The organism is Sinorhizobium sp. 6-70, from assembly GCF_030124375.1.
In the GTDB taxonomy this organism is placed as follows: domain Bacteria; phylum Pseudomonadota; class Alphaproteobacteria; order Rhizobiales; family Rhizobiaceae; genus Sinorhizobium.
This window is the reverse complement of sequence record NZ_JASKLS010000012.1, coordinates 155909-174963: the sequence shown is the minus strand read 5'-3', so window position 1 is coordinate 174963 and position 19055 is coordinate 155909. Positions and strand designations below refer to the sequence as shown.

15 protein-coding genes are annotated in these 19055 nt (G+C 59.9%); 6 read left to right on the top strand and 9 right to left on the bottom strand.

Annotated features, from left to right (window positions below):
• Nucleotides 1-2: 2 nt before the first annotated feature.
• From QN222_RS22365 to QN222_RS22335, 7 genes are all read right to left on the bottom strand, one after another.
• Nucleotides 3-5174: a DEAD/DEAH box helicase gene (locus QN222_RS22365; protein WP_283962030.1), complete on the bottom strand. Its 5172-nt coding sequence runs from the start codon at nucleotides 5172-5174 to the stop codon at nucleotides 3-5.
• 319 nt (nucleotides 5175-5493) lie between these two features.
• Nucleotides 5494-5943 carry a hypothetical protein gene (locus QN222_RS22360; RefSeq protein ID WP_283962031.1) on the bottom strand — a complete coding sequence of 150 codons (450 nt, stop codon included), beginning with the start codon at nucleotides 5941-5943 and terminating at the stop codon, nucleotides 5494-5496.
• 338 nt (nucleotides 5944-6281) lie between these two features.
• Nucleotides 6282-6785 (bottom strand): hypothetical protein, encoded by a 504-nt coding sequence (locus QN222_RS22355; protein WP_283962032.1) that lies wholly within the window; start codon nucleotides 6783-6785, stop codon nucleotides 6282-6284.
• A gap of 81 nt (nucleotides 6786-6866) precedes the next feature.
• Nucleotides 6867-7733 (bottom strand): DUF2971 domain-containing protein, encoded by an 867-nt coding sequence (locus tag QN222_RS22350; RefSeq protein WP_283962033.1) that lies wholly within the window; start codon nucleotides 7731-7733, stop codon nucleotides 6867-6869.
• A 483-nt stretch (nucleotides 7734-8216) separates the two neighbouring features.
• Nucleotides 8217-9422, bottom strand: coding sequence for a tyrosine-type recombinase/integrase (locus QN222_RS22345; protein ID WP_283962034.1), 1206 nt, complete (start codon nucleotides 9420-9422; stop codon nucleotides 8217-8219).
• A 222-nt stretch (nucleotides 9423-9644) separates the two neighbouring features.
• Nucleotides 9645-10442, bottom strand: coding sequence for a DUF429 domain-containing protein (locus tag QN222_RS22340; RefSeq protein WP_283962035.1), 798 nt, complete (start codon nucleotides 10440-10442; stop codon nucleotides 9645-9647).
• A 56-nt stretch (nucleotides 10443-10498) separates the two neighbouring features.
• Entirely contained in the window at nucleotides 10499-11005 is a 507-nt protein-coding gene (locus QN222_RS22335) for a hypothetical protein (RefSeq protein WP_283962036.1), read from the bottom strand.
• Nucleotides 11006-11316: 311 nt separating this feature from the next.
• Here QN222_RS22335 and QN222_RS22330 point away from each other — a divergent pair, with 311 nt between their 5' ends.
• A complete protein-coding gene (locus tag QN222_RS22330) occupies nucleotides 11317-11478 on the top strand; it encodes a hypothetical protein (protein ID WP_283962037.1) in 162 nt (53 codons plus the stop codon).
• A gap of 128 nt (nucleotides 11479-11606) precedes the next feature.
• Here QN222_RS22330 and QN222_RS22325 read toward each other — a convergent pair whose 3' ends face one another.
• Complete coding sequence (locus tag QN222_RS22325) at nucleotides 11607-12914, bottom strand: amidase (RefSeq protein WP_283962038.1); 1308 nt, start codon at nucleotides 12912-12914, stop codon at nucleotides 11607-11609.
• 226 nt (nucleotides 12915-13140) lie between these two features.
• On the opposite strand from QN222_RS22325, the gene QN222_RS22320 reads away from it, so the two are divergent.
• From QN222_RS22320 to ppa, 5 genes are all read left to right on the top strand, one after another.
• On the top strand, nucleotides 13141-13362 hold the full coding sequence (locus tag QN222_RS22320) for a KTSC domain-containing protein (RefSeq protein ID WP_283962039.1): 222 nt from the start codon (nucleotides 13141-13143) through the stop codon (nucleotides 13360-13362).
• A gap of 263 nt (nucleotides 13363-13625) precedes the next feature.
• Complete coding sequence (locus QN222_RS22315; protein ID WP_283962040.1) at nucleotides 13626-15188, top strand: alkaline phosphatase; 1563 nt, start codon at nucleotides 13626-13628, stop codon at nucleotides 15186-15188.
• A 122-nt stretch (nucleotides 15189-15310) separates the two neighbouring features.
• A complete protein-coding gene (gene typA / locus QN222_RS22310) occupies nucleotides 15311-17137 on the top strand; it encodes a translational GTPase TypA (protein WP_283962041.1) in 1827 nt (608 codons plus the stop codon).
• A gap of 339 nt (nucleotides 17138-17476) precedes the next feature.
• The gene (locus tag QN222_RS22305; RefSeq protein ID WP_283962042.1) at nucleotides 17477-17983 is read left to right on the top strand and encodes a GNAT family N-acetyltransferase; all 507 of its coding nucleotides are present in this window, start codon (nucleotides 17477-17479) and stop codon (nucleotides 17981-17983) included.
• Nucleotides 17984-18303: 320 nt separating this feature from the next.
• Nucleotides 18304-18837 (top strand): inorganic diphosphatase, encoded by a 534-nt coding sequence (gene ppa / locus QN222_RS22300; RefSeq protein ID WP_283962043.1) that lies wholly within the window; start codon nucleotides 18304-18306, stop codon nucleotides 18835-18837.
• 1 nt (nucleotide 18838) lies between these two features.
• On the opposite strand, the gene QN222_RS22295 is transcribed toward ppa, so the two are convergent.
• Nucleotides 18839-19055 (bottom strand): DUF167 family protein (locus QN222_RS22295; protein ID WP_284005594.1); only part of this gene is annotated, 217 nt, incomplete at its 5' end.

Here is a 19055-nt window from a genome sequence, read left to right as displayed (position 1 = left end):
GCTTACTCCTTCAGGGCCGCGACGAATTCCGTCGGTAGGTCCGCCCCGGTGTCTTTTGGCAGCTCGAATAGCGACCAACCCATATCTTCGGCATATGATCGCGCGGTATCGCTCAGTGCTTCGGTTGTCGCGGCGATTCGATTATTACGCCACACCAAGGGAAACTCCTGTTCCCCCAGCGCCGCCGGTTTGGCATCTGGCTGAGGCAGGCCGGCCCGCTTGAACGCGGCAGACCAACCATCAGCCTCGTCATTCTCCCGAACCGACGACATGACATGCACTTCACCGCGTGCCAGGTCGACCAGCATCTGCTTGGCTTCTTCGCTCGTGCGGTCGATCAACTCGTGATCCGGCTGGTTAAAGTAGGACAGCAGGCATCGGTAGCAGCCCCGGACACAGGCCGTATCGACGCTGTCCGTCAGAAGCGCGCCATCACCAGCGGCGATTGCCGCATCGACATTGTCAAAATGCATCAGCGTCAGCGCCGCCCGAGCAACGCGACCAAGCGCCTGTGGATCGTCTATCAGCCGATTCAGGACGCCGGCGCCGCCTTCGGTGGCCTCATAAGTCAGGATCGAGCGTCGATTGTCTCGGGCGGGCAGAGGCTCACCAAGAATCTCGCCTTCCTCCAACTGGAATTCCAGCTCGACTCCGCGCAGAAGGGAATGCTGAACCGTGGCGATCGTCTCGGGTTGTAGCGCCTCCGGCTCCTTGAAACGTATAAGCAGAGCGTTCTTGCGATCACGCACGATCGGCACGATCCGCACGGGTTTCACCACATCGGGCGGAGTATCAACATCCGAATCTTCATCTTCGGCTTTTGCCCAATAACCGCTACGGGGATCAATGTTGAAACCGAGTACCGTCTCGCTCTTACGCCGCTTCAGTCCCTTATTGATGCGGCTGATCTCGGCGCTGTTGGCATATTGCAGAGAAAGGACAGAAGTGTCGTCGCAACGAAACTCCGCCTCCGTTACCTGCACCCGCCCATCCCTGCGCGGCCAGGAGAATACAGTCTGGATATCGAAACCCTGTCGAACCCGCTCTTCATCATTGGCGGTGATGCGCTCGGCGGGAGCGGCCTCGACATTGTCGATACGCAGCGTACGCTGCACTTTGCCTTTGTCCGAAATGGGCGCATTGCAGGCGTGACAACGCTCGACGTCGCCTTCGTGACAGGCGCCGCAGTTCGAACAAATGAAAATATCCTTGGTTGCCAGCTCCGATCCGTCGCCAGTACGGACCTCGGGCGGCAGCTTGGCCTTCATAACCCGATAGGCGCGACCCTCGTGATAGATCAGGCTACGCGGGCCAAACTCGGAAATGGCAAGGAAGCGTGCGCGCTGCAGAAACGACCCGGTTTTCCCTTCTCCGGGCACGAAGGCATAAAGCGGCAGGCGCGGGAAATTGTAGCCTGGCAGGAAGCCTTCGGTCGCCAGATAGCGGTAGGAATAGAAGTCCGACCCGTTTGAGGCCTTGCCTTGTTCCAGAATCGCGATCTGATCGGTCGCCTGCATCTGTGCGGCCTTGATCTTCTGGCGATCCGCCCTCGACAGACCGGCGATCATGGATTTGGCGTTCGCCTCGGCAAGCTGGCTGCGTGCGGAGTGGTAGAGTTCACGCCACCTGTCGAAGGCCGCGTCGAATTCGTCGGGTGACCTCGTTGCAACCGTCAGGATGAACTCATCCGGATCGCCAAGCCAGACGGGCACTGCGCTGCCGACCGAGGCGAGGATCTGGTCCAGCACCTGTTTCATCGGCGCGCGGCAGGCTGTTACTAAAGATGGCTGCCGGATGACATCCAGCAGTTCCGGCTTCAGCGGATATTTCTCGCGGGTCAGGTCGAGAATTTCCGGGATATCCGGGGAGAGTGCCAGTTTCGCTACCGCCAGCCAGATGGCATGGAGATGCGAGCGCACGAGTTCTTCATTGGTGATGTCGAGCGCCGGGGGGCGCACCACGCCTGCAACCATCTCGTTGCGGCGGGTGAAGAAATACTGGTCATGTGGAGACTGCGCGGCGCAATAGGTGACGATCACCGCCGCCTGGCCCGAACGTCCGGCGCGGCCTGCTCTCTGGGCATAGTTAGCCGGGGTCGGCGGCACATTGCGCAGATAGACGGCATTCATCGCGGAAATATCCACGCCGAGTTCCATTGTCGGCGAGCAGAACAGCGCGGGCAGGAGTTGAGCCGTCTCGCCCGCCGCCTTCATCTCAGCAGCATTTTCCTTCATTCGTTCGAGATCGTCGGCCTCGAAGCGGAACCGCCACTCGCGCCATTCACGTTGCTTTTGCGAAACCTGCGCGGTGTGTTCTCGGCCTTCCAGTCCCCAATAGCTGCTTCGGCCATCTTTCAGGTCGTTGGCGATGGCAGAGTAGAGGCCAAGGAAATACTGATTTCCTTTCGTATTCTGTCCCAGAGCGGCAGGCCCTGGAACAATGCGGACTGCGGATGGAGCCAATCGCCAACCACGGAGACCGGCCTCGACCTCGACCGGCGTGACGAGCCCTTCTCGGGCCAGCAGCTCCATCAGCCCGGTCATGACCGCAAGGTATTCGTCCTTCTTCAATTTGGTGCCGATCACCGATCTGCGATTGATCAGTCGGCCCAGCCGGGAATTGTGACCCGCTCGCAGGATTGTCTGCTCTTCACGAAGTCCGACCCGGTCCTTGCCCGGTGCTTGCAAAAGAAGCGTGGTATGGCCACGCGGGGTTTCCTTCTGATCCATCGCCCATGGGCTGCGCAGAAGGTTGCGCGACTTCAAACTGACCCCATCGAGCACCGTGCGATCCAGTGCCTCGGTATTGACCGCCAACCCTTCGAGAAGGAAATACAAGACGGAATGCAAGACGTTGCGCCGCCCACCAGCATCCAGATCAGCCAGCGCGGGCAGGATGGAGGTTAGCGCCGAATTATCCTCGGCGACATCGTCAAGCCCGATAAACTCGACCTGGATCAGACCAAGCTCGGCAAGGCTGGGGTTGGTATAGCGCCAGCCACGCCGCAGGTCGCTCCAAACCCGATGCGCCAGCACCTTTGCCAATGCACGCTGCGCATCCTCGCGAATAACGGCACCGGCATCGGGTTCCAGCATCCAATGAACCAGAGCCTGTCTGTTGGCGGCAGTGAAGCCCAGCGCCCGAACGGCCTTGAGGCCGAAATCATCCTCGCTGAGGCCATCGGATCCGGCATCCAGCACTGCGCGCAGGATCGCGCCACGCAATAGGCCGACAAACAGAAAATCATTGAAGTGTCCAGCCTGAAGCGCCGCATCCTGCCGGTTGTCGGTAAAACCGAGAAGTTTGCGCTTCTCACGCGGAACGCCGCTGTCGTCGCCGTTCATCCATTCGAGCGCACTCGAGACCAGGAGCGTGGTCGCGGAGCTTCGTCCCTCGCCGGAAAGTCCGGGAAGCTTACCGCGCTCTCTCATCCGCGGCTGTGGCTGGTGCTGGCAGCAGGGGCAGAAGCCGAATTTTCCGGGAAGAAACCAGAATTCCGGCCCTCCAGAGCTATAACGCCCGTCCGGCCCTATACTCAGGCGCTCAGGCATCCGCTTCTTGTAGTTGGAACGCAGGCGCTCGATGCCATTGCGCTCCTCCTTCCAATCCTCGGGATAGGTGTCGATATCGCCGTCGAAGACATAGTCGAGATCGCCATCTCCCACCGGTGTAAGATAGCCCGCACTATCGCCATCCTCGCTCTCGAGCGGCGTGTCATCGATGTTGCGCGGCAGGAAACGCAACCCGTCGGCGTCTTCCGTTTTGGTGACGACATGCACCTCCTGCCCGCAGTCGCGGCAGAAGCGAGTCGGATAAAGCCGGTTTCCCGGAGCCTGCGGATCTTCGAGCTGCCCCTCGAACAGCACCCGGCGTGGACGGGCGGTCAACGTGGTGAAGACTTCCCCCGCGCCCGAGATGAAACGGTGTAACTTGAAGGCCAGAAAAGCGCCTGTGCCCGTCCCGCCACGTTCGGTTTCCGACAGGCTCACACGGGTCAGAAAGCGCTCGAAAACCTCGCGGCAGATTTCCGGCGAAACGCCGCTATCCTCTGAAAGTCGCTCAACCGCCTCACCAAAGGGCACGGGATTCTGACGGCGCAGTTCCTGTTCGTCCTTCAGTCCGATGGCGAGTTCCGCCCAGACCGCTAGCGGGTGTTGCCGCAGCACTTCATCCGTCAACGCCTCTGGCAGGGGTGAGGTAAGCACGGACGCCAGGAGCGGCCTGACCTGTTCGAGCGTCAGCGTGTCATCCGTAGCGCGCTGTAAAGCCTCGTCGATCACCGCATCCGGACCGATCTGGGCACCGAACAGTCGGGAGGCAACGCTTGCAACCGCTTGCGCCTTGCTCTCATCCGAACCTTCGCTGGCCATGGTGGCCGAGGTCCCGATGCAGATCGGCGTCTTGTCCGGAGTACACCGATTGCGAAGGCGACGAACGAGAACCGCCACATCGGCCCCCTGGCGGCCGCGATAGGTGTGAAGCTCGTCCAGAACGATAAATTCCAGCCCCGAAGCATTGCCTATCACCCGGGAATCCAGGTCGTCCTGCCGGGTCAGAAGCAGTTCGGCCATTATGAAGTTGGTCAGCAGGATATCCGGTGGATTATCAGCAATCCGCTGGCGCTCTTCTCGACCCTCCTGGCCGGTATAGCGCTTGACCACAGGCTTCAGGTTCTCGGGCAGATCCGATTGCGAGATGAACTTTTCGATTTCCTTGATCTGGCTGTTGGCCAGCGCGTTCATCGGATAGACAATGATGGCGCGCGTTCGACGCGGACCACCCGCTTTGATCGCCCGCACGATAGTATCCACGACCGGAACGAAGAAGCACATCGATTTCCCCGAGCCGGTGCCCGTAGTTACTACAAAGCTCTGCCCCATCCTGACCTTGGCGATCGACTGCGCCTGATGGCGGTAGAACCGGATTGGGGTGCTGCCGAATCTAAAGATCCTGCCTGTTGCCTCGTCCAGATCGCCGGAGGCTACGAGGTCATCTACTGTCGGCCCCTGTTTGTAGCGCGGGTTCAGGGAAAGCAGACTGTCAGGCCAAAAGCGCCCGGCCTCGTATTCAGCCTCGACTTCGCCTCGCAGGTCCTCTGCGCGAATGGTGCTGAACGAACGTGAAAACCGGGCATAGGTGTCAATAAGATCGTGATCAAATTCAAAGGCTTTCACTCACTCCCCCCAAGTTCACTGATCTCAAGGCCGGGGAGATCATCTCTCCGCGCATCTCTTGGCCTGCGCAGCTTCCTTCTGCAGATCGGACCAGTTATCGACGTCCAATCTCTTGAAACGCCATGCGCCGGCTAATTTAAAGCCCGATAGACCGCTCGCTTGGCCAAGCCTGTAACCAGTCTTCTCATCAATGTTCAAGTAGAACGCCACGTTCGCGCACTGTCATGGATTGATCCGTTGTCTCCGCGATCATCGAACCCTCCGATGTCATTCGGACCGTAGCAGAGCAACTCAGGGTTACCAACCGGATTATGGAGGATCAGAGTGCGTTCTGTACTGCCCAGTCGACAACAGAACTGACGAGCGTTGTGACGCTGGCACCGCCGACGAGAATTTCCCCATGAGGTTCGATGGAATGATATCCCGAAAGGGGCGCCGTGCCGCGGACAAAGCCAGTTCGCCTCGCGAGGATGTTCTTTGTTCGTCGATTTTCCTGCCAGTAGGTGAGGACTGCGCGATATCGCGCGCCCACCGGGCTTCCGGGGTGGATTGCCTGTTCGGGAGTCAGGCCGAGGTAAATATGATGGGCATGCAAAAGCGTTAGGTCATAGAGTCTGGCGACCAGTGTTCGCATCTCGTCGAGACTTCCGTTTCCACCCACATCCTTGCATTCGATCGCCACCCTGGGACGGCCCGTCGGGCTTCCGCCAGTTAATCGCAATGCTGCGCCGACGCTAGACGGCACAATCGCGATGTCGATCTCGTGCAAGGTTTGACTGCGCCCCTGGAATTGGATGCCATTCCATATTTCCCAGCGAGGTCCGCCCGGGGCTTGAAAGCAAATCACTCCAGCATTGCCAGGACCTGCGGCCGCTGGCTGAACCCCACTGGGGGCGCCCCCGCGTTGTATGAACTGGCGATTTGGGTCGGTAGGCCTAATCGGCGTCCCGTCCGATCTCTGAAGCCACACGGAAAAGCCTGAACTTCTTAGACCGAGTGCGATCTCCGTCATCACGAAGAGCTCGAACATCCGGCCCGCGCCCGCAGCGTTGGTGAGAATGGTTGTCCTTCCAACAATCGTGTTTAGTGCAGTCGCAACATTGGTAATCATGGCTGGGGATTATTCCTGACCTGCGCTGACCACGCTTCAAGTTCTTTGCGAAGCCGCGGCAATTCGGCCCTGGCTGCTGAAGCATCGTTCAGCGTGGTCTGTCTCCCAGGTCCGTCGTCCTGAAGCAGGATCTGCACGGATTGCGAAATAGGCTTTGCCTTCACATTCCCGCTGACGCCGTCGCCGAGAATGACGGTGAGGTTACGTGCGCAGGCTTCCATTTCGGCTACCGTTGCCTCCATCCGGTCGCAGACGTAGGCGACCGCCCACTCGACCTGGTCGTCGCCCTCGATCGGCATTGGTTCGGGGGGCGGAGAAAACGGCAGCTCGCGGCGAGCCCCGGTGCGGGCGTCAGACCTCGCGCCCATCAGGTTTTCAGGGGGTTCGATCGGCGCTCTGCCAGCTCGGATCCCATCTATTAGTTCAAACACAAGCCAGTCGAGCTGCGACCCGCGAAGCGTGTCGAACAATTCGAAGAGGCGCGGATCTATCGATGCCATGTGATGGTTGCTCTGCTGTCAGACTTGCGTGAAATCGAAAGTCGCACAGAAATCATTGATAAAAAAACAATAAATGTTCGGTCATGTTCTATATGGAGTGGAACTCGGATCAACGATTTCAGGATCATACCCGTGTTGGCGAAGAAAAAACTGGATGCTCTTTTTGACCGCATCATCGTTGACCCCAGGTCCGATGGTGATGTCCTCGATAGCCAGTGTTTTTCCCTTGGCATCAAGCTCAATATATGGGAGCAAGAGTTGTCCACGTGGCCGGAACTTGATTACTCGCTTCGCTGGACTTGTGACCACAATGCGCCATTCTTGCTCCTCTCTAAACCCAAAGTGCTTAAAGCGTGGCACCATCTTGGTAATGAGGTCTGAAAAGCTTTGACGTATCTCGCTATCTTTCAATGATCCGATCAGATATTGAACATCGTCGATGATATCTGGAAGCTCGTCTTCGATCGCAGACTTCAGTGCCCGGTTCGACTCGTTAATCCCATAAACGACCTGATGGAGCTCAGCCTCCATACCCGCAAATGCCCTTAGCAATTCTTCGGTCTTAAATGTGATGCTTACGCCCTGTCGTGACGCGTAGCCTCGCCATTGGCTCAGCAAATCGCTCCGCTGGCAGAAGCACGCGATATAAGCGTCGGGCGGCTGAAATTTTGCGAAATCTCTCGCAATGTCTGAGACCAGCTTGAGCCGTCCTCCGTCGTCAGCGTCTTGACCCTTGAGGAGTTTTTGCAGGACTGCGTTTGCGCGGTTGACGCCATATTGCAGCTCTTCCGGATCGTTCAGAAACCCGGCATGGCTTAACCACATCTGCTTGTTAGCTATGATCCCCTGAAATCCAGCGAGATCGGTGTAATGCGTAAGGTACCTGGGTGTTTCGCTCGGAGACGCCTTGCGGATTTTCTTAGTCGTTCGTTTTGCAACGCTAGGCATCGGCATTCATGTCCATGGAAACAATCTGCAGTGGTTGCGGCAGATTGGCCACGTGACAGCAAGAAAGCAATCCGTCTCCTCGCAATACAGTCGTTTTTCTTCGTCATCCAGTCCCATGACAAGCGACATTCGGTTCCGGCGCAGTTGGGCCCTTCGAGTTGCGCGAACCAAGACCCGCTCTTTTGTGACGAGTTCCTGGCCCGTCTGCGCGCCGCGTTTCTTTCCTAGTCAATGCAGCTCTCCCGCGCCGCATGCTGCCTTCCATGCCTTCCCGCCACGTGTCAGTTCACTCGGAGTCTATGTGGCCATCTGTTGAGGAGACCGGCAACAACGCCACGACACGCACCGTTGTTGCGAGCTCTCAGATGACTAGCCAAGAGACCGGTAGATCGCTAGTTCCATAATCCTTGGACGTGCACAAGCGTCTCACTTGAGGCAGCCCGAAAAACTTGACAAGCATATTCTCCATTCGCGCCACCCGAACTAGAGACCGAGACAGTATCTCTCCCACTCAATCATCACCTTCCGGCGCTGGTCGAGGAGGTCGGTACGGTGATAGGCCGCCTCGGTTGCGTTCTTAACCGTATGGGCCAAAGCGCGTTCAGCAACGTCACGTGGGTAGCCGTTCTCTGACGCCCAGTCACGGAAACTGGAACGGAAGCCATGGGCGGTGGCAATCCGCCCCGGGGTATCGCTCGTGACCTTTTGATCACGCAGGAACTTCGTCATCGTCATGTCGCTGATCGGGGTGTTGGAACGCGAGGGAAACACAAGCCCTTCTCCCGTGTCGGACTTCTCCAGTTGGCCCTCGAGCAGAGCGATCGCTCGCGGGGCTAGCGGCACGCGATGCAAAACCTTCGCTTTCATCCGCGATGCCGGTACTGTCCAGATCGCATCCGAAAAGTCGATTTCGTCCCATTGCATCTGCCTGATCTCACCGGAGCGAGAAGACGTCAGGATAAGCAACTCCAACATGATCTTGGTCGTGCTCGGCGGACCGGCATGCAGGACATCCCGAACGAATGCCGGCAGTGACCGCCACGGCAGTGCAGGCTGGTGTTCAACGCGCTCCCTCTTGCCCGGCTGCTTGGGAAGCAATTTGTCTAGAACCCGGACCGGGCTCGCCAAAATGTGGCCGCTGGCCGCACACCAGTCCATCACGGCGTCGCACCTTTGCTTGATACGCGACGCAGTCTCCGGCTTTTCGAGCCAGATCGGCTTGAGGCAGGTAGCGAAATCGGAAGGTCCCAGTTCGTTCACGGGCCTTTTGCCAATCCGCGGGAAGACGTACTGCTCGAGCGTATTGATCCATTGATCGATGTGCTTCTTGTTTCGAAACGCTTCGGCACGATCAGCATGGTGACGTCGAGCTGCCTCCTCAAAGGTCGGTATTTTCGCCACCCTCTTGGCTTCATCTTCCCGTTGTCGTCTTTCTTCTAGTGGATCGCCGCCTTTCTCGATCAAGGTCCGGGCTTCTAACGCTCTTGCGCGCGCGTCACGGATGGAAACGGCCGGATAGCTTCCGAGGCCCATGTCGCGTCGTTTGCCCGTCAGCGGCGAGACAAACCGCAGAACCCATTTGCCGCTGCCGGGTGTGGCCGAGGGATACAGGTAGAGCCCCGTTACGGCGCCATCCGAAATTGGCTTATCGCCCGACTTTATTTTTCTCGCTTTGGCGTCACTCAGCATCGTTATTCCCCGGTTCGTTCGATCCTCACTCAGTTTCTAGCCCATCATTCAGTCCATCACAACGACCGCGATTGGTTGGGTTGAATTGATACGAAACGAGACTGAGCGCGATTTCCAAGAAGTGAAAAAGCGCATTGTTTTCAATACAGTATGAGATTGATTGCTATTCGATGTGGCGGAATTAATGGCAGACCCCCTCTCCGCCATTTAATCACGCAATCGCTAGACCCGTGTCGGACTTGGCGCTCGTGCTTTCGCTGAGACCGCCGCGCTGTTCTGCGCCAAAGCCTGCCTCGCCCAAGGCGCCCAAAGCTCCGCCGGCGGTAGCCAGAACCAGCCGCCGGCCTCGTCCCCGACTGCTTCGGACTTGCCTGCGACGGCGGTTGCTGCTGTCAGCAGGCAGATCCATGCTGCCCGTTGTTCATGGTCTCGCTCGGTTGTGACCTTCTGCAGTAGCGTGTCATTGTTCCAGCCGATGGCGTCAAGAAGTCTGTCGAAGACGTGGCTTTCAACCGCTTGGTCGTACAGCCAGTCAAACCTTCTGCGCTTCGCTGCCCTGGACATGGCAAAACGGTCGTCCTCGAGAAGAACGCCGAGAAAGGCGTTCGGGAAGGCCTCGATGATTGCGGCGCCGGGAATGATGGACCTGCCGATCATCGGCGCAGCCGCAAGGTGCCTGACCTGCGCTGCGGTCTCGGCCGCAGCCTTTCTCAGGGCGAGACCATGGCCGTGGTGGCTGAGCCCCGGCTTGCAGCGTGCGTGGAAGGCTCCGCGGATGAAGAGCCGCTCGCAGGAGCGGTCGAGTCCATCGGGCGCGTCGACCGGCAGCAAGGGGCCATCGATGGCGATAACCGAAAACATCGTGGATGCCGGAATGTGCAGCTGTCGACGGTTCCAATCGGTATGCGCCTTTGCGCAGCCGACGTTCCCGCCGGCGCACCATGCAATCCCCGTGGTCGGTCGCGACAGCGAGTATCCAACGTCGATGCCGAGCAGTTTGTCGAAACTCTTGTCTTTCAACGTCGCAACTCCCACGGCAAAAGCTGTTCCTTTGCCCGAAAATCGCATCTACAGCCTCATCCCCGCGCATTCGTGCGCAGCCACGCCTCCAATGCAGCGATTACAGCCAGCCTGAGGCTTGCACCACGGGCAAGCGCGTGGGCGAGGGAGCGGTCGTCGGGAGGAAACCCGATTTCCTGCATGACGTCCTCCGGCTGCAACCGGCGTTTCGCCATGATCGCTTTGATTTCGGCGATGGCAGAGGGCAACAGATACCGGCCGCTCGCGATCGGAGCCTCCGCGGCACGTTGAGACGGCGAGGGGCCGGAGGAATGCGTGACCGTCGTCGATAGCGCGCCCCTGGCCGCGAGCCAGCTCAAAAAGGCGTTCCGCTCGTTATCCGTCGCCTTCGTCCAGGAATTCTTAAGCTTATCCAGTCGGGTACGCTCGGGCTTTATACCGGCGATCACGAAGGCCTTGCGCAAGGACGGGATCTTGCCGGCAAGAAAAGCGCCATGGACGTCGGGGAATTCGGACTTCAGCCGCTGCAGATCATGTGCATTGTCGAGTTTCTTCTTCGCCATCCTCACATCCGCTGTCGAAATTTCGTGATCCTCTACCGTGCTCGCAAGGCAAGGGCGAGCAAAAAGGTATCTCACGGCAGGGCGCGCGCCGCCGGAAGGAGCAGAGGGCGCAGCCGGAAGGAAAGGCTTGCTGCATGTTTCCCTAAAACCGTCGCCGATTTAAGGATGAAAACATGCAGCAATTCAAAGTGCTACAGCATCCCTTGCGTCTGATAGGACGCGCGGGGCCGCCCCCTTAAGCCCCGCACAAGTCGGCTTTCCTATCACCGTCACAACGACCGGAATGTGATGCGGCGAAAAAGGACGATGCGATGTCTAATGATGTTCAACACTACAGCGATCCCCAGGATGCGGCCCTGGCCCTGATTCTCGCGAACAATCGCGGCGACGAACTCACGGACATCCTGGTTGCCGCGCTTGAAGATACATTCCGGATCCTCGATGAGGAGTGGGTGTCCGAAAGGATGCACTAAACCACGATGATTTCAGTCGAATCGACCGGAAATCGTAAGACGTGATCGATTCTACGTAGTGAGTGCGGAATGCGGGCGGAAAACCGCGCATACTTTCCTCATCCCGCTCTCGGCTTATGCCGCAACATTCAGCCGACTTGCAGCAATCTCTCGACGTACGCCGCTGCGGCCAGCAGCATCCCGTCCGTCCCGCTCCGTCCCACCAGCATCAGCCCTGCCGGTAGGCTCGTGCCTGCCATCGGCAGCGTGATCGCCGTCAGGTCGAATTGATTGGCGACCTGCGTGTTGCGCAGGAGCAGGTCTTCGACGCGGCGATATTCCTGTTTGTCATGTTCCACAGAGGCAATGCCGACGGCGGGGATCGGCGTGGTCGGCAGGACGATGAGGTCATAGGGCGCGAGCCGCTCGTCCATCGCGCGAATGAGGTCTTGCCGCGTCCGCAGCAGCTTTTCCAGTGCTGGGTCGGGCACGGTCAAGCGCCGGCGCAGCGTCGATGTTACCCGCGTATCGACGGGTGCGTCCGCGTCCTCAAGCCAGCTGCGGTGGATTCGGCTGCCTTCGATCGCGGCGACGGAGCCGATCGACGTTGCCTCGGCGAAGCGGGCGAGGAGATCGTCGATGCTGCATTCGGCGAGTTTTGCGCCGGCGCGGCAAAGCATTTGCAGGCTCGCCTCGAAGGCCCGAGCGATCTCCGGCGCGAGGTCTTCGAGCAGAAAGCCTTTCGGAATGCCGAGCTTCAATCCGTCAAGCGCCAGTGGCGTGAGCGGTCTTGGCCCACCGCCCGCCATGATGGCGTCGGCCAGCGCGCAGCCGGCGACGGTGCGCGCGAGCGGGCCAATCGAATCGAGGCTTGGCGACAGCGGGAAGGCGCCGTCGAGGGGCACGCGCCGGGCGGTCGGCTTGAAGCCGACGAGGCCGTTCAGCGCCGCCGGAATGCGCACCGAGCCGCCGGTATCGGAGCCGATGGCGATCTCGCTTGTGTCCTCCGCCACCGACACGGCCGCACCGGACGATGAACCGCCGGGGACGAGGCTCGCGTCGATCGCATTGCGGGGCGCCGGATAGTGCGGGTTGAGGCCGACGGCGGTGAAGGCGAATTCGGTCATGTGCGTCTTGCCGATGATGACGGCGCCGGCCGCCCGCAGTCGCTGGACGATCGCCGCGTCTGCCGTTGCCGGTTCCGCCGCCCGGCGGATGATCGAGCCGGCAAGCGTCGGTTCGCCTGCGACGTCGAAGAGGTCCTTGATCGAGACGATCCGGCCGTCGAGCGGGCCGAGGCCGCTTCCATCGCTCAGCCTTCGGTCGGCGGCGTCAGCCTCGGCCCGGGCGGTGTCGGAATAGAGTTTCACGAAAACGCGTTCTTCGTGCCGGCGCCCATTCAGGCGCGTGAGTACGGCTTCGAGCCGGTCGCGAGAGGGAGTTTTCGATTGGGTCAAGGCGAAGACCTCGTAAATGGGATGACCGCTGTTCGCATGATTCCGTAAATCGGCAACCGAGTTATGGACAAATCACGCAGCAATTCAAAGTGCCGCGACGTCATTGCCCGCGGCCGCCTTGCGCGGGACGCCGACGCCGCGCGGATAGGCATCGTTTATAAATCCCGGCCATTGATGTATGATGTTGGGTGTCAGCGACTTCTGGAATCCAGCCGGGAAGACGCCAATGTCAATGTTGCAATCGTCCGCGATTCTCGACTCTTCCGCGATCCAACGCGTCAATTACGATGCGCGCCATCGCACGCTCAGCGTCTGGTTCGTCGGCAATCGCAGGCCTTACCATTACCTCGATGTTCCGGAGAGCATCTACGAGGAACTGGTGCATGCTGCTTCCGCCGGCAGCTATTTTAACCATCACCTCCGGGATCACTACGATTTCACGCATTGAAGGGGCGCGTGCGGTCTTCGTCCCCTTCGCGCCTCATCCGGCCTGCCGGCCACCTTCTCCCTGCAAGCGGGACCTGTTGCGCGCTCGAACCTCCGCTTGCGGCGCGAGGGCTGCGGTGACGACCGCTCGTTCACAGAACTGTCGCCAAACCGTTCAAATAGTTTCATCCAGCTGTAAAGCCGCTGACATGCGGCTCGCCAAAGGTCCGATCGCGAAATCGATGATTCGCGAACTTTTTGCGCATGTCGTTCCGGAGGCAAAATTTGGCCGATATTCGAAGCACGCTGACCAGGCGCTCTTTCCTCTTCTCCGCCGGCGCCGCCGGTCTCGTCGCTTCTTCCGGTCTCGCGACACCCTTCTATGCCCGCGGCTATGGGCGGCCGGAATTCTTGCACGGCGTGCAATCGGGTGACGTCGATACGCAATCGGGAATGATCTGGACGCGGGTCGATCGGCCGGCGCGAGTGGCGGTCGAATATTCGACCACCGAAAGCTTCTCGAACGCCCTCCGGCTTCCCGACATCGACGCGACGCCACAGACCGACTGCGCGATCAAGTACCGGCTCGACGGCCTGCTGCCGGACCAGGATATCTTCTATCGCTTCACCGCAACCGATCTTTATGACGGCAATCGTGTCTCCGAGCCGATCGTCGGACGTTTCCGCACGGCACCCTTGCGCCGCCGGTCGGTGCGCTTCGTCTGGTCCGGTGATACTGCCGGCCAGGGTTGGGGCATCGACGATGTCGGGATGAAGACCTATTCGACCATGCAACTGCACGAGCCGGATTTCTTCATCCATTCCGGCGACACGATTTACGCCGACAATCCCATTCCAGACGAGATCAAGCTCCGGGACGGCGGCATGTGGAAGAACAGGATCGTGACGCCCGAGAAGCGCGACGTCGCCCGCACGCTGGAGGAATATCGCGGCCAGTGGAAATACAATCTGCTCGATGAGCACGTGCGCGGCCTGAATGCCGTCTGCCCGACCTTCTATCAGTGGGACGACCACGAGGTCTTGAACAACTGGTCGGCCTCGACCGATCTCAGGGACGATCCGCGTTATCCGGAAAAGGACGTGGCGGTGTATGCGTCGCGCGCCGCTCGTGCGTTCCACGAGATGACGCCGATCCGCACCTTGCCGACGCAGCCCGGACGCATCTTCCGCAAGGTCGCTTACGGCCCATTGCTCGACGTCTTCTTCGTGGATCTGCGCTCCTATCGCGGCCCCAATCAGGGGGAGGGGGATTCCGGTCTCTTCGGCTGGCGCCAGGCGGATTGGCTGAAGCGTGAGCTGGCCGCCTCACGCGCGACCTGGAAGGTGATCGCTTGCGACATGCCGATCGGCCTCGTCGTCTGGGACGATTATTCGGCGCGGCGAGGGTCGGATGCGATTGCCAATGGCGACAATGGCGCGCCGATGGGAAGGGAGACGGAATTCGCCGACCTGCTGCGGTTCATCCGCGACAACGCGATCAACAACATCGTCTGGCTGACGGCGGACGTGCACTATACCGCCGCGCATCACTACGATCCGTCGCGCGCCGCCTTCAAGGAATTCCTGCCCTTCTGGGAGTTCGTTTCCGGTCCCTTGCATTCCGGCACCTACGGTCCGAAGGAACTCGATATGACCTTCGGCCCGCAGCTCCGCTTCATCAAGGCGTCCGGAGGCGGCATCGATAGCAACCTGCCGCCGTCCGCCGGCCTGCAATTCTTCGGCATCGTCGACATCAGCGGCCAGACGCGGCAGATGACCGTGCGGCTGATGGATCGGGAGGATAAGGAGCTCTGGCGCGTAACGCTCGATCCGGCGGCCGTCGCGTGAAGCTGCAGAGCTGGTCTGAGCGCAGGCCCCCTTTCGCTTATGCAAAAAAACTTGTATGAGCGCGGCAACTGAAAAGCGGTACCCGCCCTGTCGCGCGTGCCCAGAACTTTCCGAGAGAAAAAATGAGCATTCGTAACATCGCGATCATCGCGCACGTCGACCATGGAAAAACGACGCTTGTCGACGAGCTCTTGAAGCAGTCGGGCTCGTTCCGCGAAAACCAGCGCGTTGCCGAACGCGTCATGGACTCCAACGACCTCGAAAAAGAGCGCGGCATCACCATTCTCGCCAAGGCGACTTCGGTCGAGTGGAAGGGAACGCGCATCAATATTGTCGACACGCCCGGCCACGCCGACTTCGGCGGTGAAGTCGAGCGCATCCTGTCCATGGTGGACGGCGCCATCGTTCTCGTCGACGCTTCCGAAGGCCCGATGCCGCAGACGAAGTTCGTCGTCGGCAAGGCGCTCAAGGTGGGCCTGAAGCCGATCGTCGCGATCAACAAGATCGACCGCCCGGACGGCCGCCACGAAGAAGTCATCAACGAGGTCTTCGACCTCTTCGCCAATCTCGACGCCACCGACGAACAGCTCGACTTCCCGATCCTCTATGGTTCGGGCCGTGATGGCTGGATGAACGTCGCCCCGGAAGGTCCGAAGGACCAGGGCATGGCACCGCTGCTCGATCTCGTGCTGAAGCATGTGCCTGAGCCGACGGTTGCTGAAGGTCCGTTCCGCATGATCGGCACGATCCTTGAAGCCAATCCCTTCCTTGGCCGTATCATCACCGGCCGCGTTCACTCGGGCTCGGTCAAGCCGAACCAGGCCGTCAAGGTTCTGGGGCAGGACGGAAAGCTCCTCGAATCCGGTCGTATCTCGAAGATCCTCGCCTTCCGCGGCATCGAGCGTCAGCCGATCGAAGAAGCGCAGGCAGGTGACATCGTTGCGATCGCCGGCCTGACCAAGGGCACCGTCGCCGACACCTTCTGCGATCCGACCGTTGCCGAGGCGCTGACCGCCCAGCCGATCGACCCGCCGACGGTCACCATGTCCTTCATCGTCAACGATTCGCCGCTCGCCGGCACCGAAGGCGACAAGGTCACGAGCCGCGTCATCCGTGACCGCCTGTTCAAGGAAGCCGAGGGCAACGTTGCGCTGAAGATCGAAGAATCCTCCGAAAAGGATTCCTTCTACGTCTCTGGCCGTGGCGAACTGCAGCTTGCGGTGCTGATCGAAACGATGCGCCGCGAAGGCTTCGAGCTTGCCGTATCCCGCCCGCGCGTCGTCATGCACAAGGATGAAAGCGGCCAGCTTCTCGAGCCGATCGAGGAAGTGGTCATCGACGTTGACGAGGAGCATTCCGGCGTCGTCGTCCAGAAGATGTCGGAGCGCAAGGCCGAGATGGTCGAGCTCCGGCCGTCCGGCGGCAACCGCGTCCGCCTCGTCTTCTTCGCCCCGACCCGCGGCCTTATCGGCTACCAGTCGGAACTTCTGACCGATACGCGCGGCACGGCGATCATGAACCGCCTGTTCCACGACTACCAGCCCTACAAGGGCGAGATCGGCGGCCGGATCAACGGCGTTCTCTTGTCGAACGACGCCGGCGAATCGGTTGCCTACGCGATGTTCAACCTTGAAGACCGCGGCCCGATGATCATTGAGGCGGGCGAGAAGGTTTATGCCGGTATGATCATTGGCATCCATACCCGCGACAACGATTTGGAGGTAAACGTTCTCAAGGGCAAGAAGCTCACCAACATGCGCGCTGCCGGCAAGGACGAAGCCGTGCGCCTGACGCCGCCGATCCGCATGACGCTCGAGCGCGCTCTCTCCTGGATCCAGGACGACGAGCTCGTCGAAGTGACGCCGAAGTCGATCCGGTTGCGCAAGCTGCACCTCGACCCGAACGAGCGCAAGCGCTTCGAAAAGGCCCGCACTGCCGGCGCGGCGTAAGCCACAGGCCGAGACGACCTCTCATCCAGCCTGCCACCTTCTCCCCGTTTTGACGGGGAGACCGCGATGCCGCTCCAGTCCCCTCGCCCCGCTTGCGGGGAGAGGCGAAGGTGAGGGCAAGCGCCAGTTTTCGGATACGTCAATCGCAAAATCGAAAACATTCACAACCCCGGGGCGATCCGGGGTTTTTGCTGTGCGTGCCGATCGCGGGCGGCTTGCGGATAAAGTTAAAAAGGCGTTAACCTTCATTCGGATGCCGTTAAAGTTGCCTGTGGGTTAACGCCGCCCGGCAGCCCGACGGGATTCCGGTTCGCCGTGTCGTGTGTTTAGAGTCAGGTCATGAAGACTGTTTCGATCGAGGTCAGGCCCGGGGAGCCACATGAGGCGGCGGCGATCGCCGAGGTGCATCGCATTTCCTGGTTGCAGGCCTATGGCGGCATCATTCCGCATCGTCCGCTGATCCAGATGGTCAACCGCCGAGACGAAACCTGGTGGCGCAAGGCTACGCGCGGGCCGGCGACCTTGCTCGTCGTCGATGTCGCCGGAACGATCGCCGGCTATGCCACGCTCGGCCTGAGCCGCGCGCGAGCGCTGCCGCAGGAAGGTGAGATCTACGAAATCTACCTGCGGCCCGAATATCAGGGCATCGGCCTCGGACGCATTCTCTTCCGCGAGGCGAAAAGCCTCTTGAGGTCACTTGGCTGTCGAGGCCTCGTCGTCTGGTGCCTCGAAGACAGCGAACACGCCTACAGCTTCTTCCAAACGGCTGGTGGCAGTGACATTGCCGAGGGCATGGAAGATTTCGGCGACAAATACCTGAAGAAAGTCGGCTTCGTCTGGAACTGACGGCTCGGTCGCCCTTTACTCCGGCAGGTTCCCCTCCGACTTTTAGCCACGCTTGTCATGGTAGAGGGCCTGATCGACGTCGCAGCGGACCCGATCGCTTCTCCATCGGCGATCTTGCGCGCCAGCTCGTTCGCATCGACCCGATGCGAGAAGATCGCGGCAACCATCGGCTTTCTCGTGCTAAAAAACTTCGCCTGCCTACTTTTGGCCGTGTCGCCCGCCTAGAGCCATTCCGCCCATCCGGACGAAAGTTATGTTGCATCGCGGCATTTTTCCCTTTATCCGACGGGGCGAATTTAAACCGACCCCTGGAGGTACTTATGCGGATCGACGCTATTTCCATCGGAAAGAATCCACCGGAAGATGTCAACGTAATCGTGGAGGTTCCGGTCGGCGGGCATCCGATCAAGTACGAAATGGACAAGGAAGCCGGCACGCTGGTGGTCGACCGCTTCCTCTATACGCCGATGACCTATCCGGGCAATTACGGCTTCGTCCCGCACACGCTGTCCGACGACGGCGATCCGATCGACGTGTTGATCTGCAACACCCGCCCGCTGGTGCCGGGCTGCGTCATCAATGTCCGCCCGATCGGCGTGATGATGATGGAAGATAATTCCGGTCAGGACGAGAAGATCATCGCCGTGCCGTCGAGCCATCTCACCAAGCGCTACGACAAGGTTCACGACTACACCGACCTGCCGGAGATCACGCTCAAGCAGATCGAACACTTCTTCGAGCACTACAAGGATCTGGAGCCCGGCAAGTGGGTGAAGATCTTCGGCTGGAAGGACGCGAGCGTTGCCAAAGAGCTGATCAAGGAAGCGGTCGAGCGCGCCAAGGCAAAGAAGTAGTTTATCCCTTCTCGCCAACAATTTCGGCGAGCCGCTTGATGATATCCTCCGGATCGGCCTCGATCCGGAGGATTTTTTTGCGCTGTGTGTCGCCGGAAACGAGTGCGATCCTGTTCTTTGCGATGCCGAACTGTTTTGCCAGCAGCGCGATCAGCGCCTGATTCGCCTTGCCCTTTTCCGGCACGGCGCGGACGCGAACCTTGAGATATTCCTCTCCG

Excerpts from the sequence above, each read along its gene's own strand:
- QN222_RS22355 (WP_283962032.1), bottom strand. The coding sequence starts at position 6,785 with ATGGCATCGATAGATCCGCGCCTCTTCGAATTGTTCGACACGCTTCGC.
- QN222_RS22350 (WP_283962033.1), bottom strand. The coding sequence starts at position 7,733 with ATGCCTAGCGTTGCAAAACGAACGACTAAGAAAATCCGCAAGGCGTCT.
- QN222_RS22345 (WP_283962034.1), bottom strand. The coding sequence starts at position 9,422 with ATGCTGAGTGACGCCAAAGCGAGAAAAATAAAGTCGGGCGATAAGCCA.
- QN222_RS22335 (WP_283962036.1), bottom strand. The coding sequence starts at position 11,005 with ATGGCGAAGAAGAAACTCGACAATGCACATGATCTGCAGCGGCTGAAG.
- QN222_RS22330 (WP_283962037.1), top strand. The coding sequence starts at position 11,317 with ATGTCTAATGATGTTCAACACTACAGCGATCCCCAGGATGCGGCCCTG.
- QN222_RS22320 (WP_283962039.1), top strand. The coding sequence starts at position 13,141 with ATGTCAATGTTGCAATCGTCCGCGATTCTCGACTCTTCCGCGATCCAA.
- typA (WP_283962041.1), top strand. The coding sequence starts at position 15,311 with ATGAGCATTCGTAACATCGCGATCATCGCGCACGTCGACCATGGAAAA.
- QN222_RS22305 (WP_283962042.1), top strand. The coding sequence starts at position 17,477 with ATGAAGACTGTTTCGATCGAGGTCAGGCCCGGGGAGCCACATGAGGCG.
- ppa (WP_283962043.1), top strand. The coding sequence starts at position 18,304 with ATGCGGATCGACGCTATTTCCATCGGAAAGAATCCACCGGAAGATGTC.